Source organism: Micromonospora sp. WMMD1219, from assembly GCF_049315215.1.
Lineage (GTDB): Bacteria > Actinomycetota > Actinomycetes > Mycobacteriales > Micromonosporaceae > Micromonospora > Micromonospora tulbaghiae.
Genome location: NZ_CP186057.1, coordinates 4,002,051 through 4,018,385, shown reverse-complemented (window position 1 = coordinate 4,018,385; position 16,335 = coordinate 4,002,051). Strand labels below are relative to the sequence as shown.

At 73.7% G+C, this 16,335-nt stretch carries 12 protein-coding genes; 5 read left to right on the top strand and 7 right to left on the bottom strand.

What is annotated here, in order from left to right; genetic code table 11:
* Nucleotides 1-24 precede the first annotated feature (24 nt).
* Entirely contained in the window at nucleotides 25-1,287 is a 1,263-nt protein-coding gene (locus tag ACN27C_RS19260; RefSeq protein WP_422747175.1) for an MFS transporter, read from the top strand.
* On the opposite strand, the gene ACN27C_RS19255 is transcribed toward ACN27C_RS19260, so the two are convergent.
* Together ACN27C_RS19255 and ACN27C_RS19250 are read right to left on the bottom strand one after the other, a co-directional pair.
* Nucleotides 1,278-2,084 carry an SDR family oxidoreductase gene (locus tag ACN27C_RS19255; protein WP_422747173.1) on the bottom strand — a complete coding sequence of 269 codons (807 nt, stop codon included), beginning with the start codon at nucleotides 2,082-2,084 and terminating at the stop codon, nucleotides 1,278-1,280. The two genes, ACN27C_RS19260 and ACN27C_RS19255, sit on opposite strands and share 10 nt — an antisense overlap.
* A 1-nt stretch (nucleotide 2,085) precedes the next feature.
* Nucleotides 2,086-3,060, bottom strand: a complete 975-nt coding sequence (locus ACN27C_RS19250; protein ID WP_114920899.1) for an LLM class F420-dependent oxidoreductase — start codon at nucleotides 3,058-3,060, stop codon at nucleotides 2,086-2,088.
* Between the two features lie 144 nt (nucleotides 3,061-3,204).
* Here ACN27C_RS19250 and ACN27C_RS19245 point away from each other — a divergent pair, with 144 nt between their 5' ends.
* Complete coding sequence (locus ACN27C_RS19245; RefSeq protein WP_120569061.1) at nucleotides 3,205-4,416, top strand: low temperature requirement protein A; 1,212 nt, start codon at nucleotides 3,205-3,207, stop codon at nucleotides 4,414-4,416.
* 46 nt (nucleotides 4,417-4,462) lie between these two features.
* Nucleotides 4,463-5,302: a DUF1028 domain-containing protein gene (locus ACN27C_RS19240; RefSeq protein ID WP_422747170.1), complete on the top strand. Its 840-nt coding sequence runs from the start codon at nucleotides 4,463-4,465 to the stop codon at nucleotides 5,300-5,302.
* 7 nt (nucleotides 5,303-5,309) lie between these two features.
* On the opposite strand, the gene ACN27C_RS19235 is transcribed toward ACN27C_RS19240, so the two are convergent.
* Nucleotides 5,310-5,981, bottom strand: coding sequence for a maleylpyruvate isomerase N-terminal domain-containing protein (locus ACN27C_RS19235; RefSeq protein ID WP_422747168.1), 672 nt, complete (start codon nucleotides 5,979-5,981; stop codon nucleotides 5,310-5,312).
* Nucleotides 5,982-5,987: 6 nt separating this feature from the next.
* The gene (locus tag ACN27C_RS19230; RefSeq protein ID WP_422747166.1) at nucleotides 5,988-6,869 is read right to left on the bottom strand and encodes a phosphatase PAP2 family protein; all 882 of its coding nucleotides are present in this window, start codon (nucleotides 6,867-6,869) and stop codon (nucleotides 5,988-5,990) included.
* Nucleotides 6,870-6,962: 93 nt separating this feature from the next.
* Between ACN27C_RS19230 and ACN27C_RS19225 the strand changes: the two genes are divergently transcribed.
* Nucleotides 6,963-7,652 (top strand): DUF3159 domain-containing protein, encoded by a 690-nt coding sequence (locus tag ACN27C_RS19225; protein WP_120569057.1) that lies wholly within the window; start codon nucleotides 6,963-6,965, stop codon nucleotides 7,650-7,652.
* A 288-nt stretch (nucleotides 7,653-7,940) separates the two neighbouring features.
* Here the strand turns inward: ACN27C_RS19225 and ACN27C_RS19220 are convergent, their stop codons facing one another.
* Nucleotides 7,941-10,838 (bottom strand): glycoside hydrolase family 48 protein, encoded by a 2,898-nt coding sequence (locus tag ACN27C_RS19220; protein ID WP_422751649.1) that lies wholly within the window; start codon nucleotides 10,836-10,838, stop codon nucleotides 7,941-7,943.
* Nucleotides 10,839-11,690: 852 nt separating this feature from the next.
* Here ACN27C_RS19220 and ACN27C_RS19215 point away from each other — a divergent pair.
* The gene (locus ACN27C_RS19215) at nucleotides 11,691-13,184 is read left to right on the top strand and encodes a GH1 family beta-glucosidase (RefSeq protein ID WP_364809127.1); all 1,494 of its coding nucleotides are present in this window, start codon (nucleotides 11,691-11,693) and stop codon (nucleotides 13,182-13,184) included.
* A gap of 46 nt (nucleotides 13,185-13,230) precedes the next feature.
* Here ACN27C_RS19215 and ACN27C_RS19210 read toward each other — a convergent pair whose 3' ends face one another.
* Both ACN27C_RS19210 and ACN27C_RS19205 read right to left on the bottom strand, forming a co-directional pair.
* The gene (locus tag ACN27C_RS19210; RefSeq protein ID WP_199733231.1) at nucleotides 13,231-13,644 is read right to left on the bottom strand and encodes a roadblock/LC7 domain-containing protein; all 414 of its coding nucleotides are present in this window, start codon (nucleotides 13,642-13,644) and stop codon (nucleotides 13,231-13,233) included.
* Between the two features lie 5 nt (nucleotides 13,645-13,649).
* The gene (locus ACN27C_RS19205; protein ID WP_422747163.1) at nucleotides 13,650-16,304 is read right to left on the bottom strand and encodes a nitrate- and nitrite sensing domain-containing protein; all 2,655 of its coding nucleotides are present in this window, start codon (nucleotides 16,302-16,304) and stop codon (nucleotides 13,650-13,652) included.
* Between the last annotated feature and the right edge of the window lie 31 nt (nucleotides 16,305-16,335).

The window sequence follows — 16,335 nt, the reverse complement described above, 5'->3', positions numbered from 1 at the left end:
CGGCTTACGGAAGTAGGGTGAGCGGTGATCTGGATCAGGAACCGGCGTTTTCGTCTGCTCTGGACCAGTACGCTCTTGTCCAACCTGGGCAATTGGCTGATGATCGTCGCGGTACCGGTTCACGTCTACACGATGACCGGGTCGACGCTCAGCAGCGGTTTCGCCTTCGTCGCGCAGACCCTGCCCGCGATCGTCTTCGCGCCCCTGGCCGGGGTGCTGGCCGACCAGTGGGACCGGCGCGCGGTGATGGTCGGCGCGGACCTGTTGCGCATGGCCGTCGTGCTCGCGCTGGTCGTGGTCGACGATCCGGGCATGCTGTGGCTGCTCTACACGGTGATGTTCTTCGAGAGCGCGATCGGGCACGTCTTCCAGCCCGCGGCCCGGGCGGTGGTGCCCGCCATCGTCGGCCGGGGCGGTGACCTGGAGGCGGCGAACTCCTGGAACACGGTGGCGAGCGGCATCGTCCGCCTCGCCGGCGCGCCCCTGGGCGGCGCGCTCTACGCCCTGGTGGGTTTCGACGCTCTGGTGCTGATCGACTCCGCGACGTACCTGGTCTCGGCCGTACTGATCTTCGGAATGGGCCGGCTGCGGGTGGCCGACGACGGACACCGGCCGGGCACGTCGTCCTGGCTGGCCGCTTTCCGGGGGCAGATCCGGGAGGGTCTTGCCTTCCTCTTCGGGCATCCCGTTCTCCGCACGACGCTCGGCGTCTCCAGCATCTTCCTGATGGCGAACGCCGCTCTGAACGTGCTTCTCGTGCCGTACGTCATCAGCGTCCTCGGCGGCGACGCCGGCGATGTCGGCGTGCTCATGGCCGCACTGGGCGGCGGCTTCCTGGCCAGCGCGTACGTCGGCAACGTGCTGTCCCGAAGCGGTCTCCTCCGGCTGTCGTTCACCGGCTGCCTGGCGGCGATCACCCTCTGCTTCGCGGGGCTCTTCCTCATCCACCACTTCGCCGCCGCGCTGGTCTTCATCGCCCTGGCCGGCCTGCCCGGAGGCGCGTTGCTGATGCTGGTCCAGGTTCAGGTCCAGCGCCACACCCCGGACCGCCAGCTCGGCCGGGTCGGATCCGCCTTCTCCGCCGCCGAGATGGCCGCGACCGTCGTGGGTGCCTCGGCGGGCAGCATCGCCGGGCAGCAGTTGCCCCTCATCACCACGGTCTGGCTCGTGATCGGCGTACTGGCGGCCGGCACAGCAGTCGCCGCCCTCCTGCTGCCCACCCGGTCCGGACCGCCGGCGGCGGAGCCGGTGGCGACGGCTGAATCGCCGTCGATCCGTCACGACTGAGGGGAGCCGGCGCGCAGCTTCCGGACGAGCTTGCGCAGCCCGGCCTGCCAGCCGTCCGGGTCCTCGGCGCGACGGCGGGCGTAGTCGGCGACCTCGGGGTGCGGCAGGATCAGGAACCGCTCCTCGGCCAGCCCGGCGACGACCGCGTCGGCGACCTGGTCCGGGGTGAGGATCGTCCCGGACGCGGCGATCACCCGGGCGCCCAGGTGCCCCTCGGCGAGGCCGTCGGCGAGCATCGGGGTGTCCACGCCCTGCGGGCACAGCGCGCTGACCCGGATGCCGGCGTCCCGGTAGGTGATCGCCAGCCACTCGGCGAGACCCACGGCGGCGTGCTTGGTGGCGGTGTACGGGGCGTCGCCGACGGCGGTCAGCAGTCCGGCCGCCGAGCAGGTGAGCAGCAGGTGTCCCTGGCCCCGGCCGAGCATCCCGGGCAGCACGGCGCGGGCGCTGTGCAGGTGCCCGAGCACGTTCACCTTCCAGGCCCGGTCCCAGTCGGCGTCGGGCGCGTCGATGCCACCGCCGGTGGCCACGCCGGCGTTGGCGCAGAACAGGTCGATCCGGCCGTGACGGCGCTCGGTCTCGTCGACGAGCGCGTGCACCGCCGCCTCGTCGGTGACGTCCAGCCCGACGCCGCTCGCGACCGGGCCGATCGCTTCGGCCGCCGCGCGGGCCGCGTCGGCGGCCAGGTCGGCCAGGACGATCGCGGCGGCGCCCTCGGCGGCGAACCGGCGGCCCAGCGCCGCGCCGATCCCACCGGCCCCTCCGGTGATCACCACCACCCGGTCGGTCAGGTTCATCTCAGGCCACCTTTCCGGGGCCGAGCCGGGGCAGCAGGTCCATCCAGGCCGCCGCGCCGCCCTCGGTGATCTCCGGCGTGGGCAGCACCGCGATGACCGGCACGTCGACGCCGTTGTCGGCGTACCGGCGGACGGATGCCACGCACTGCTCGGGCGAGCCGTGCAGCACCAGCGCGTCGACCACCTCGTCCGGTACGGCGGCGGAGGCGCCCCGCCGGTCCCCGGCGGCCCAGGCCTCCCACATCGGGCCGAGCGAGTCCTCGCGGCCCAGCCACCTGTGGAAGGCGGCGTACGCGGGCACGGTCAGGTAGCCGGTGATCATGCGGCGGCCCAGTGCGCGGGCGTAGGCGGCGTCCTCGGTGGGGCAGACGAAGATGCGGGCGGCGACGTCGAAGCCGGGCCGGCGCTCCCCCACCTCGGCGAGCGCGGTCGGCACGTCGTCGGCGGCCAGCCAGTTGAGGATCACCCCGTCGGCCTCGGCGGCGGCCAGGCGCAGCATGCCGGGGCGCAGCGCGGCCAGCACGACCGGCGGCGGCACGCTGGGCGGGCGCTCCAGCGTGAACCGCCGGACGGCGAACGTGTCGAACGCCCCGTCGACGGTCTCGCCGCGCAACGCGGCCCGCAGGAACCGCAGCACGTCCCGGGTGCGCTTGAACGGCTCGTCGAACGCGATCGCGTTCCAGTCGCGTACCAGCACCGGCGAGGAGGAGCCGACGCCGAGCGCGAAGCGGCCCGGCGCGGCCTCGGCCAGCGCGGCGGCGCTCATCGCGAGCAGTCCGGGCCCTCTGGTGAACACCGGCGTGATCGCGGTGCCGAGGCGCAGCCGTGGCGACCACGCGGCGGCCAGGGCCAGCGGGGTGAACGCGTCGGCGCCGGCCACCTCCGACGACCAGACGTCGGTGAACCCGGCGTCGTCCAGGGCCGCGTAGACAGCGGCGTGGTCGGCGAGCGGAATTCCGCCCAACGGCACGGTCATTCCCCATCGGTTCGTCACCCGTCGATGGTGCCCGTCCGGCAGCGCCCGGAGCAAGATCCAGGCAGATATGGGTGATCCGCTCCGAGTTGCCGGGAAAGAGTGTTACGACTGCCGCATGAGTCGGACCGGGGACGGGGCCCGGCGGTGAGGACCGCCGAGCCGGCCGCGCTGCGCAGCTCCGGCGGCGGACCCGACCGGGCCACGTTCCTGGAACTCTTCTTCGACCTCGTGTACGTGTTCGCGCTGACCCGGATCTCGGCGCGCGCCTTCGAGGACCTGGTGCTGGAGGGCGGGCAGACCGGCTGGACGGCGGTGACCGGCGGCGGCAAGACACTGCTGTTGCTGCTCGCGCTCTGGGCCGTCTGGCAGGGCACGGCGTGGACCACCAGCCGCTACGACCCGCACCACCTGTGGTTGCAGGTCATCGTGATCACCGCGTTGATCTCGGCGATGGTGATGGGGGTGGCGATCCCGCGCGCGTTCAGCCACAGCGGCCTGATGTTCGCCGCCGCATACGTGGTGGCCCAGGTGAGCCGGCCGGCGATCCTCGTGCTGGTGCTGCACAGGCAGCAGTACCGCCGGCTCAAGCTGCGCATGCTGATCACGTTCTGCGCCACGGGTGTGCTCTGGCTGGCCGGCGCGCTGCTGCCGGGCAGCGCCCGGGTGGTGCTCTGGACCACGGCACTGCTGCTGGAGTACCTCGCCGCCCGGTTCGGCTGGCCGATGCCCGGTCTGGGCCGCTCGACCGTCTCCCGGTGGGACATCCACGGCGAGCACCTGGCCGAGCGCTACCAGCAGATCTTCCTGGTCGCGCTTGGTGAGACGATCCTGCTCGCCGGCCTGGCCTTCACCCGCTCCCCCACCAGCCCGGGCATGGTCGCCGCGTTCGCCGTCGCGCTCGCGACCTCGGTGCTGCTGTGGCGGATCTACGTGCAGCGGGCCGGGCAGATCCTGGGCGAGGCGGTGACCCGGGCCGCCCATCCGGCCACCGTCGGCCGGTCCGCCGCCGACACCCACCTGGTCATGGTGATCGGGGTGGTCGCCACCGCGATCGGCTACGAGCTGGTCATCGAGCATCCGGCCGGGCACAACGAACTGCCCTGGCTGGCCATGATCCTCGGCGGGCCGGCCGTGTTCCTGGCCGGCCGGGCCCGCTTCGAGTACGAGGTGTTCGGCCGTGTCTCCCCGTCCCGGCTGGTGGGGATCGCCGCGCTGCTGCTGCCCGCACCGCTGCTGGTGCGCCTCGCGCCGCTCGTCGCGGCGATCCTCGCCGCGCTGGTCCTCACGGCGGTGGCGGTGGCCGACGCTCGCCGCGCCTGGGGCCGCCCGCCGGAGGAGGCGGCGACGCCGTTCTGAGCGGCGACGCCGGTGCGGCACACCGCTACCGGGCTACGATCCGCGCGTGACCTTCTCGCTCGTCGCCCGCTCCGCCGACGGGCACCTGTACGGCGTGGCGGTGGCCAGCCGCTTCCTCGCCGCCGGGGCGCTCGTGCCGGCCGCCGAGGCACTGGTGGGCGCGGTCGCCACCCAGGCGCACGCCAACCTCGCCTACCGGGCGCAGGCGCTCGCGCTGCTGCGTACCGGCGTCAGCGCCACCGACGCGGTGGCCGGGCTGGTCGCCGCCGACCCCGGCCGCGACGACCGGCAGCTCGCCGTGGTGGGGGCGACCGGCGACGGGGCCACCTGGACCGGACCGCGCTGCCACCCCTGGGCGGGCGGGCAGGCCGGCGACGGCTGGGCCGCGCAGGGCAACATCCTGACCGGCCCGCAGGTGATCGACGCGCTGCGCGACGCCTGGCTGGCCCGCGACGACCTGCCGTTCCCGCAGCGCATGCTGGCGGCGCTCACCGCCGGTGACGCGGCCGGCGGTGACCGGCGCGGCCGGCAGAGCGCCGCGATACTCGTGGTGCAGCGCCACGCCGGCTACGCCGGCACCGGCGACGAACTGGTGGACCTGCGCGTGGACGACCACGACGACCCGGTCGCCGAGCTGCGCCGCCTGCTCGGCATCCACCACATGCTGTTCGGCCGCCCCGACCCGGCCACGCTGCGGGATCTCACCGGTCCGCTCGCGGCAGAGGTGGCGGAGCTGCTCGCCGCCACCGGTCACCCGGTCGGCCCGGCCGGCCTGGACGACGCGCTGGCGGCCTGGACCGGCCTGGAGAACCTGGAGGAACGCTTCGTGCCCGGCCGGATCGACCCGATCGTGCTGGATCACCTGCGGCGGTGTGCCGGGCGCTGAGCGGAGATCAGCCGCCGAACGCGAGCCGGCCGATGCCGGCACGGGCCAGCTCGGCCTGCTCGTCGCCGGTCAGCGGCAGCCGCCCGGTGGCCTTGCGCAGCACGGTGAGCGTGTCCCAGCGCAGGCCCGGCGGCACCGGCGCGCCGCCGGTGAGCACGCCGGCCGCCACGGCCGCCGCGGGCGGGGTCAGCCACGGCGGCCGGTCCAGCGCGTCGGCCAGGTCCAGGCCGTGCACCGCGACCTCCACCACGCGGGTACGCAGGAACTCCGGCAGCGCCATCGCGTCACCGTGCCGGGTGCGCACCACCCGGCCGGGCGGCGCGGCGGCGACCGCCTCGTCGGTGGCGCGCCAGGCCCGGCCGAACTCCCCCGCCACCTCGGCCGCGCCCGGGTGCTCCCGGGCGGCCCGGCGTGCCGAGTCGACGCGGTCCCGGTCGACCGGCGGGCTGAACTTGGCCGCGCCGAAGTAGGCGGCGGCGTCGACCTCGGCCCGGGGCGGCGCGGGTTCGGCGAGCATCAGGGCCAGGCGCCCGGCTCCGGTGCTCACGTGCGCGATCAGGTCGCGTACCAGCCAGGGCGGGCACGGGGTGGGCCGGTCCAGCGCCGCGTCGTCCAGGTCGCGCAGCACCCGTTCCAGGCGTTCGCACTCGGCCCGGAACGCCGCCCGTACGGTCTGCACCTGCGGTCAGCCCTTCCAGCGGGGCACCAGCCGGTGCACCACGACCAGCACCAGCGCGGCCACCACGGCGATCGTGCCGGCGATGCCGGCCGCGCTGCCCGCGTACCCGATGAACAGCGGACGGCGGCCGAGCGCCTGGACGGGGACTGTGGAACGGTCGACGAGCCAGGACAGCGCCACCGCGGAGGCCAGCAGGGCCACCACGCCGGCGCCGCCGAGCACGGCGCCGGCAACCCGGTGCGCGTCGCCCGGCTCCACCACCGCCTGCTCGCGCTGGAAGAACAGCAGCACCAGCCCGGCGACCGCGGCCCACGCGCCGACCACCAGGTACGCGGCGACCGCGTCGCTGGGCCGGTGCCAGCCGGCGGAGAGCGTGGCGACGCCCGCGGCGGCGGCGTACCCGGCGCCGAGGAACGCCCCGGCGACCCGCAGCTTGCGCGGCAGCACCAGGATCAGCGCGACCGCGACCGAGGCGGCCACCGTGGTGTGCCCGCTGGGCAGGCTGTTGCCGGCGGCGGCCCGTTCCGGGTCGATGCCGAAGTCGGGCCGGGCCAGGTAGTGCTTGAGCAGCTGCGTGGTCACGTTGGCGCCGGCGATCAGCAGCGTCGCGGTGACGGCGAGCGCCTTGCGTCCCCGGATCAGCGCGATGAAGCCGATCACGGCGGTCGCGGCCAGCAGCGACACCACCGACATGGCGTTGAGGAGTGTGTCCACCGGATCGTCGATGCGGTCCTGGCCGATCCGGTTGCCGGTGAGCGCCACCGTGTCCAGCCACTGGCCCAGTTCGGTGTGTACGGCGAAGCGCCACACCAGCCCGAACGCGGCTGTCTGGATCAGGGCCAGTACGACCAACCAGACCGCCGTCCAACCCCTCGCCGTCTCCCGCACCCGGACAACTTAACGGTAGGTCCGCTCCGGCGCGCGGCGGAGCGCCATCGGCGGCGGCGTACGGTGAGGCGGGCGATTTCGAGGAGGTGGCGCGTGACCGGCACGCCGCAGCGGCAACCGGCGGACGGGCCGCGGCCGGAGTCGCTGGCCGACCTGCTCGGCGGCCGGCGCGGGGCGGTGGACGCGACGCTTCCCCCGCTGGCGTTCGGGCTCGGCTGGGTGCTCGGCGGCCTGGGCGGCGGCGTGCTCGCGGCGGTGCTGACCGGCACGGCGGTGGCCGGCTGGCGGTGGCGGCGCGGCGACCGTCCCCGCTCGGTGCTGGTCGGGCTGCTCGCGGTCTGCGTGGCCGCGCTCGTCGCGTTGCGCACCGGCCGGGCCGCCGACTTCTTCCTGCTCCAGATCGCCGCCAACACCGCGAGCGCGCTGGCCTGGGCGGTGAGCATCGTGGTGCGGTGGCCGCTGCTGGGTGTGGTGGTCGGCACGGCGCTGGGCCAGCGCACCCGGTGGCGGCGCGACCCGGCGCTGCTGCGGGCGTACGGCCGGGCCAGCTGGGTGTGGGCGGCCACCTACGTGCTGCGGGTCGCGGTGTTCGTCCCACTGTGGCTGTACGGGCAGGTGGTCGCGCTCACAGTGGCGCGGGCGGCGCTGACCTGGCCGCTGATCGCGGCGGCGCTGACGGGGAGCTGGGTGGTGATCCGGCGCTCGCTGCCGGCCGGACATCCGGGGCTGCGGCACCCGGTGGACCCGGCGGACGCGGACGGTGTGGCGGCGCGCACAGAATAATGGAGAGGCCGCCACGGGGGGAGCGGCCTCTCCGTCAAATACGTTACTCCGTCCAGGGCCCGGATGTGATCCCGTGGACCGCTGAATTTTCCGTGCCTTTTCGCGCCATGGGTCGTCGCCGGGCGGAGTGGTGGGCCGGCCGGTCCGCTGCGTCGGCCGGACGGCCGGCCCACCCGGCCTGACCGCGGGCGTCAGGCCGTTCGCCGACCCGGCCGCTCCGTTCCCCCATCGGCCGGGTCGGCCTCCTCCGTGGGCGGGCTCTCACCCGCCCACGAAGGAGGGGTCACCTCACCCTTGCGGGAAGTAGGTGCCGTAGTCGGCGTACGCCATGGCGATGTCCGCCTGCGCCCAGAACCGGTGGTAGTTGAAGACCGGCTCGGGACCGCCGTCCAGGTACGCCTGCACCTTCGGCCAGTCCGGGTCGTTCTTGTAGAACGAGCGGATGTCCAGGAAGCTCTTGCCCGGGGCGATCGCGTCGCCGTTGGGCATCTTCCCGGTCCAGCCGTTGGGGACGTAGAGACCCTGGCCGTCGGCGGCGTTGTAGACGTCGTCGAAGCGCTTGTAGTCGCCGCGCTTCTCCGGCGTCGAGACGCCCTTGCTGTCGGCGGACGCCGAGAGCGCGTCCAGCAGACCCTTGGCGGTGTCCTTCGCCGCGGTGTTGCCGGACTTGGCCGCGTACGCGATGAGCGTGCGGGCGTAGGCGCCGGCGACGCCGACGTCCTGGCCCTTGACCGTCACCTCGACGTGCAGGTTGGTGTTCGGCTGCGGGCTGCTCGGGTTCCAGTTGGCCGGCTGGCCCGTCCACTTCATGTCCGACGGGATCGACCAGTTGGTGCCGACAGTGGTGTTGGCGATCGCCCACGGCACCCACTTGTCCAGCAGCGCCTTGGCCTTCGCGTTGCCGGTCTCCAGGTACAGCTCGGCGATGCGCTGCATCGACCAGGCCTGCATGCCGAACCACTGGTTCGACGGCGGGTCGTTGTAGACCGGGTCGACGTCGTAGAACATGCCGTAGAAGGTGGCGGTGCCGGCCGGCGGCTGGGCGTAGCTGCCGTCCCAGCTGTTGGTGGCGCCACCGGCGATGCCGCCCTCGGCGGACTGGAGCCAGGTGTAGAACTCCAGCTGCCGGTCGAGGCTCTTCTGCCAGTCGGAGACCGCGGTCGGCGACTTCGGCTTCAGCTCCGCGACGTTGGTCATGGCCCAGGCCGCGAACGGGTTCTGGTAGCCGAAGTGGCTGTGGCTGGAGCCGATCCGCCACGACCAGTTCTGCGAGGTGTCGTACGCGCCACCCCAGGCGTAGTACCAGGAGAGCAGGTAGTGCGCCGAGTCACGGCCGCTGGCGGCCGGGCAGGTGGACGCCCCGACGCAGTTGCCGATCTTCTTGAAGTACTTGTCGAACAGCGCGTAGCGCAGGTAGTCGCCCATCTTGGCGGCCTTGGCCACGGTGGCCGCCACGTCGGCCTGCTTGCCCTGCGCCTTGGCCCAGGTCAGCGCCCAGTAGGCGGCCTGGACGGCACGCGCGTCGGCGTCCGGGGCGTTGGTGTACTTCCACTGCTTGGCCGGGGCGCTGGACTCCTTGACGAACAGGTCCAGGTAGCCGTTCGGGCCGCCGTGCTTGAACGTGTCGCAGGACGGCTGCGGCACGGTCTCCCACACCGACTCCTGGGTGCCCCGCTGGAAGGTGTTGATGTACGCGGGCCGGGTGGTGCCGTCGCCGCAGCGGCCGTAGCCGTAGGTGTTGTCCACGTCGAGCAGCCAGTGCATGCCGTAGATGTCACCGGTGCCGTAGGTGGACTGCAGCTCCGAGCGCAGCGGGTCCTGGCCGACCGGGACGCTGGCCTCCAGCGCCGACGGGTACTGGCTGGGCAGGTTGTGCTCGGCGGCGTACTGCGGGGTGCCGGGCGAGCCGGCGGTGGCCTGGTCGGCGTGCGACGGGATGATGTACTTCTCCATCACCGTCCAGGCGTTGTTGAACGGGGCCCAGTTCTGGGTGACCCGGCCGTACTGCGCCTCCAGCCAGAGCCAGAAGCTGAACGCCTCCGAGGTGGTCTCGTGGCCGTGGTCGGGTGCCTCGACGATCAGCGTCTCGATCGAGTGGTACGGCACGCCCTCGGGGCTGAAGTAGCCCGAGTTCTTGATCTTGCCGTACTGGTCGAGGAACTTCTTGATGTAGGCGTTGTCGCCGCCGGGGGTGTCGTTGTCCGCCTCGGTGGCGACGACGGAGATCGGGGCGTAGCCGGTGGCCGACGCGGTGATCGTGGCGGTGCCGCCGACCGTGTCGGAGTCCTCCGCGGCCGACACCGTGGCGGTGACGCCGGTGCTCCAGTTGCTCGAGGTGAGCGTCAGCGTGGACGGCGAGACGGTGATGTCGCTGTCACCGGTGACGGCGAGGGTCACCGGCACGTTGGCCGTCGGCGCCGCGCTGAGCGTGTACCGGACCGTGGCGCTGCCGCCCTCGGCGACGGTGACCGCGGACGGGCTGGCGACCAGCCTCGGCCCGCTCGCCGCCGTCACGGTGAACGACTTCTCCGAGACGGCCGTGCCGCCCGCGTTGTCGTACGCCTTGGCCTGCACGGTGTAGCTGCCGGCCGGCAGGTCGAGCAGGTCGTAGCCGTACGGCGCGGTGGTGTCGGTGTTGACCAGCAGGCCGTTGCGGTAGAACTCGACCTTGCTGATGGTGCCGTCGGTGTCGCTCGCGGTCGCGGTCAGCGGCACGTCCGCCGGCGCCTCGAACGGGCCGGACGGCACGCTCAGGGAGACCGTCGGCGGCTGGTTGGTCTGCGCGCCGTTGCAGGCGACCCCGTTGAGCGTGAACGCGGTGGGCTTCGGGTTGCTGCCGCTGAAGCTGCCGTTGAAGCCGATGCTGGTGGACGCGCCGGTGGGCAGGCTGCCGTTCCACGACTCGTTCGTGGCGGTCACCTCGCTGCCGGACTGGCTCCACCGGGCCGACCAGCCCTGAACCACGCGCTGGCTGCTGTTCGGGAAGGCGAACTTCAGCGACCAGTTGTTCAGCGCGTCGCCCAGGTTCTTGATGGTGACGTTGGCGGTGAACCCGTTGTTCCAGTCGGTCGTCGCATAGGTCACGTCGCAGGCGGGTGCGGCCTGGGCGGCGCCCGCGGGCAGGGCCACCCCGCCTATGACGAGGGCGGCGGCGGCGACCATCGCCGTGCGGCGACGTCTGGCCAGAAGTCTCATGTGGGCGGTGTCTCCTCGGACTGGGCCGGGACCTGGGGCCCCGGCGGGGCGCCTCCACGCGCCGACGGGGCGTACGCGGGGGGACGGAGGCGTCCGGAAAGGTGGTCGTCCCGGCCGTGCCGGGGATCGGGGCGCCGCACCGGTTCGTCACCGGGTGCCCTCGGCGGCCCGCGCTCGCGTTCACTGGCTCCGCGTGGCGTGACGAGAGTGTGACATGGAAGCGCTCCCACCACAACGGCCAGCGTAGATACGCGCTTCCATGTTTCGATCTCGTTTAGGGGCTTTTCCAAACCCGTGACGGGCGTTACAGTCGCAGCATCGCCGATGGGAGCGCTTCCATCGACGGAGATACAAGTACTGGATCGCCGGGTACACCCGTGCCCGGCGCGTCGGCCAGAGGCCGACGGCGGACCAGCCCGGACGCCGCCGCCGGCCGTCACCCGCCAGACGGAGGGAGGTGGAACCAGAGCCACTCGCGTGGCCCGGCTCCCGCGCGACGCGCACGACGGACGCCAATTCCACTTCGTGCGTGTGTGCACCATCGGTGGGGACGGGGGTTGCCCTCCCCCGTCCCCACACTAAACCCCCGTTGTCGACGGCAAAAGAGGCCGACGGGACAGGCGTGACACGCCACCCGGACGGCCTTTCTCGCTATCCGCCCCACCCCTCGCCGCTCACGCCGCCGCGAGCGACTTCCCGAGCGACGCCCCCGCCCACCCACTTTCCGGCCGCCCGCCGGCCGCGCCGCACGTCGCCGCGACCGCCGGATCGGGCCGGCCGCTCCCTGGCTATGATGGGAGCGCTCCCGGCCCAGGGCGGCCCGTCACTCCGAGGAGAAACCTCATGTCGTTACTCACCCGACGGCGCCTGCTCCGCCGCGCCGCCCTGTCCGCGACCGCGGCCGGCGCGGCCCGGACCGGGCTCGCCGGCGCCACCGCGGCCGGGATCGCCGCGTCGACCGTCACGCTCGGCGGCTGCGACAGCCCGCCCGAGCGCACCACCGACCCGGAGCCGGACCGCGGGCTGCGTTTCCCGGACGGCTTCGCCTGGGGGGCGGCGACCTCGGCGTACCAGATCGAGGGGGCCGCGAAGGAGGACGGGCGGGGTGAGTCCGTCTGGGACACCTTCAGCCACACGCCGGGCCGGACCCGCAACGGCGACACCGGCGACGTCGCGGCCGACCACTACCACCGGTACGCGCAGGATCTGGACCTGATGCGCGACCTGGGGCTGCGCAGCTACCGGTTCTCCATCTCCTGGCCGCGCATCCAGGCCGACGGCTCCGGCCGCCCCAACCAGCGCGGCCTCGACTTCTACCGCCGCCTGGTGGACGGGCTGCACGAGCGCGGCATCGCGCCGATGGCCACGCTGTTCCACTGGGATCTCCCCCAGGCCCTCCAGGACGCCGGCGGCTGGGAGAACCGGGACACCGCGGAGCGCTTCGCCGAGTACGCCGACATGGTGTTCCGCGCCCTCGGCGACCAGGTGCCGGTCTGGCTGACCATCAACGAGCCGAAGACCGTGGTGCAGAACGGCTACATCTGGGGCCACCACGCGCCGGGCATCCGCGATGAGGACGCGGCGTACCTGGTCGCCCACCACCTCCAGCTCGGCCACGGCCTCGCCGTGCAGGCGCTGCGCGCCTCCGGTGGCACCGGCCGGATCGGCCCGGCGCTCAACCTGCACCCCTGCTACCCCGCCGACGACTCCGCCGAGTCGGCCGCCGCGACCCGCCTCTACGACGGCTACGAGAACCGCCTCTACCTCGACTCGATCTTCAAGGGCGCGTATCCGCAGGACGTGCTGGACGACCTCGGCCCGGCCAGCCGGATGGCCCGCGGCGTCCGCGACGGCGACCTGAAGATCATCTCCAGCCCGGTCGACCTGCTCGCCGTGCAGTACTACACGCCGATCTACGTCACCGCCGACGGCGGCACGGTCCGCAAGTGGCCCACCTCCGAGGCGGAGTGGCAGCAGATCTACCCGGAGGGCATGTACGACATCCTGACCCGGGTCACCCGCGACTACGGCCGGGTGCCGATCACCATCACCGAGAACGGCCTGCCCTGCCCGGACGTGCCCGGCGCGGACGGCAACGTCGACGACGCCGGGCGGGTCACCTTCCTGCGCGACCACTTCGCCGCCGCCCACCGGGCCATCGGCGACGGGGTGCCGCTGGAGAGCTACCACGTCTGGTCGCTGCTGGACAACTTCGAGTGGGCCGAGGGGTACGAGCAGCGCTGGGGTCTGGTGTACGTCGACTACGCCAGCCAGCGGCGGGTGCTCAAGCGCAGCGCCCACTGGTACCGCGACGTGATCCGCCGCAACGGCCTGTAGGTGACGGTGCCCGGCCGGCGCGATGCCGGCCGGGCACCGGGCCGCCTCAGCGCGGCAGCGCCTGCTGGAGTTCGGCGCGCAACGCCGGGGTGAGCATCTCGCCCGCCTGCTTGGCCAGCCGCGCCATCTCGTAGCCGACCACGCCGATGTCGGCATCCGCCCCGGCCAGCGTGGCCAGGATCGAGCCGTCCCGGATCTGCATCACCAGGAAGTAGCCGCGCCCCATCTCGACCACCGTCTGCTTGACGACGTCACCGTCGAACATCTGGGCCGCACCGGCGGTGATGCTCATCAGGCCGGAGGTCACCGCGGCGAGCTTGTCCGCGTTGTCGCGCGGCAGGTGCGCCGAGATCGCCACCAGGAGCCCGTCGGAGGACACCACCACCGCGTGCGCCACCCCGGGAACGCGCTCCGCGAACGCGTTCACCAGCCAGCTCAGGTCGCGTGCCTCCTGGCTCAACGTCGTCACTGTCGTCGTCCTCCTTCATCGCGCGGCAGGTACATCTCGGTGGTCTCCTCGGCCTCGGCCCGCCGTACCCCGCTGTAGAGGCGCGACAGCATGCCGCCGACCGCCTCCGGGTCCGGCTCGTGCCGCACCACCGGGCGGTCGGCCGGGGCGGCCGAGGCGAGCTGGGCCATCGGCACGCGTACCGGCAGGCCCCGCTCGTTCGTCCCTCCGGTCACCGGCGTCGCCGCCGGCGCCGGCGTCACACCCAGCGCCGACGCGGCCGGACCCTGCCGGCTGAACCACCCGCCGCCCGCCGCGCCGGCGTCCGGCGTGAGCACGTCCTCGGCCCGTCCCGGGCGGGGACGCGGCGCGGTCACCGGCGCGGCGGGCGGCGCCGGCGCAGCCGCCCCGGCGTCCGTCCCGTCGCCCAGCGGCCGCCCGGTCAGCGGGGACACCGGCAGCGCCGCGGGCTGGCCCGGTGCCGGACGCCATCCGGCCACCGGCAGTTCGGCGGTCGCCGCGGCGAGCGCAGCGGACGCGGTGACCGGGCCGGTGAGCATCGCCTGCGCCGTCCCGCGCACGAGCCGATTCGGCTCCGGCCGGCCCGCCTCCGGCGCGGGCGCCTCGGCCAGCAGCGCGACCGGGATCCGCACCCGGGCCACCAGGCCCTCCCGGCCCGAGCTCAGCCGCACCCGTACGCCGTGCCGGGCGCTGAGGTGGCTCACCACGAACAGGCCCATCCGTTCCGAGGCCGACACGTCGGCGGCCGGCGGCTCGGCGAGCACCGCGTTCGCCTCGGCCAGCGCCGGCGGGCTCATGCCCAGCCCCTCGTCGACGATCTGCACGAGCGCGCCCCGGCCGTCCGGCTCGACGACCACCCGCACCGCGGTGTCCGGACGGGAGAAGGCGGTGGCGTTCTCCAGCAGCTCCGCGAACAGGTGCACCAGGTCGCCCACCGCGTGCCCGACGACGTGCAGGTCGGTCCGGTTCTCGTGGCGCACCCGCTGGTACTGCTCGATCTCCGCGCTCGCGGCCAGCAGCACCGCGCCCAGGCCCACCGGGCGGTTCCACCGCCGGGTCGACTCGCTGCCGGCCAGCACCAGCAGGCTCTCGTCGTTGCGGCGCATGCGGGCGGCGAGGTGGTCGAGCTTGAACAGGTTCTCCAGCTGGTCCGGGTCGCTCTCCTCGCGTTCGAGCTCGTCGAGCAGCTCCAGCTGCCGCTCGACGAGCACCTGGCTGCGCCGGGCCAGGTTGACGAACATGGCGTTGACGTTGCGTCGCATCATCGCCTGCTCGACCGCCACGTCGACGGCGCTGCGGTGCACCGCCACGAACGCCTCCGCCAGCTCGCCGATCTCGTCCTGCGAGTCGATCACCGAGGGCGGCACGTCGATCGCGCCGACCGGGCGGTCGACTGTGCGCAGCCGTTGCAGCGTCAGCGGCAGATCCACCTGGGCGATCCGCAGCGCCTGGCCGCGCAGCTGCCGCATGGAGCGGGCCACCGACCCGCCGACCAGCAGCGAGATCAGCACCGCGGCCAGGAGCACCGTGGCGATCGCGCCGCCCACCAGCAGCGTGTCGCGCAGCTGGCGGGCGCTGGCGTCGTCGGCCTGGCGTACCGCGTCGGCGACGATCTCGCTCTCCATCTGGCGGAACAGCTCCTGCCGCTGCTCGCTGGCCGCCCACCACTGGGTCGCGTCGAGCAGGGCCGGCTTCGTCTCGCCGCCGCCGGGCAGCGTCCGTTCCTCCATCCGGGTGGCGGCGACGAAGGCCGGATCGACCGAGGTGCGGTCGTAGCGACGGATCTGGTCGGCGGTCGCCGCGACCCGGAACGCGCCGAGGGCGGTGAGTTGCTGGGCTCGCAGGTCGCTGAGCGTCACCTGGTCGTCGGGCTCGTACCGGCCGGACCGGGCGGCGGCGTAGAGCTCCGCGCGGATGCGCGAGGACAGCTCCTTCACCCGGGACAACTGCGCGTACCGCAGCACCGCCTCGGTCAGCTCCTGCCGGCCGCCGCCGGGCGACGGCTCGGCCAGCAGGTTCAGCAGCGCCGCGATCGACCGGTGGTAGTTGCTCAGCACGGTGTCGCTGGAGAGCACCGCGGGCGCCACCGCCGCCCGGATGTTCACCACCTGGTCGTACGCCTCGACCGCCTCGGAGTAGGAGACCCGCCAGGCCGCGTCGGCGTCGGCCAGCGGAGCGGCGGCGGCACGCAGGTCGGTCATCGCGCGGTCGGTGGCCTCCTGGAGCGGCTTCAGCGCGGCCACCGCGGCGTCCCGGTCGGTGCCGGCGCGGCGCAGCGCGGCCAGCTCGCCCGCCGTGCGGTCCCGCTCGTGCTGCAGCCGGTCGACGGCGGTGGAGATCTGCCGCCCGATGCCGACCTGCTCGGCGAAGGCGCTCAGCGTGGTGGTCTGCCCGACCAGCCCGCGGGTCTGGATGCCGGCCAGGACGAGGAACGCCAGTGAGGGGATCACCAGCACCGTGGCGAGCTTGGTGCCCATCCGCCAGTCCCGCAGCCGGAACCCGGAGCGCCGCCGGTGCGGCTGAGGGGCCGCGCCGCGCACCGGGTCGGGACCTGCGCCCACGGTTGCCTCCTCCTCCCGCCCCACCACGTCGGGGAGCGGAGTCCATCCAATCAGGCCGTCGGTCGGTGTCAACGGCCGCCCGGACGGCATGACCAGGACGGTCAGCGCCGCGGGTGGACGG

Excerpts from the sequence above, each read along its gene's own strand:
- ACN27C_RS19205 (WP_422747163.1), bottom strand. The coding sequence starts at position 16,304 with ATGCCGTCCGGGCGGCCGTTGACACCGACCGACGGCCTGATTGGATGG.
- ACN27C_RS19255 (WP_422747173.1), bottom strand. The coding sequence starts at position 2,084 with ATGAACCTGACCGACCGGGTGGTGGTGATCACCGGAGGGGCCGGTGGG.
- ACN27C_RS19250 (WP_114920899.1), bottom strand. The coding sequence starts at position 3,060 with ATGACCGTGCCGTTGGGCGGAATTCCGCTCGCCGACCACGCCGCTGTC.
- ACN27C_RS19215 (WP_364809127.1), top strand. The coding sequence starts at position 11,691 with ATGTCGTTACTCACCCGACGGCGCCTGCTCCGCCGCGCCGCCCTGTCC.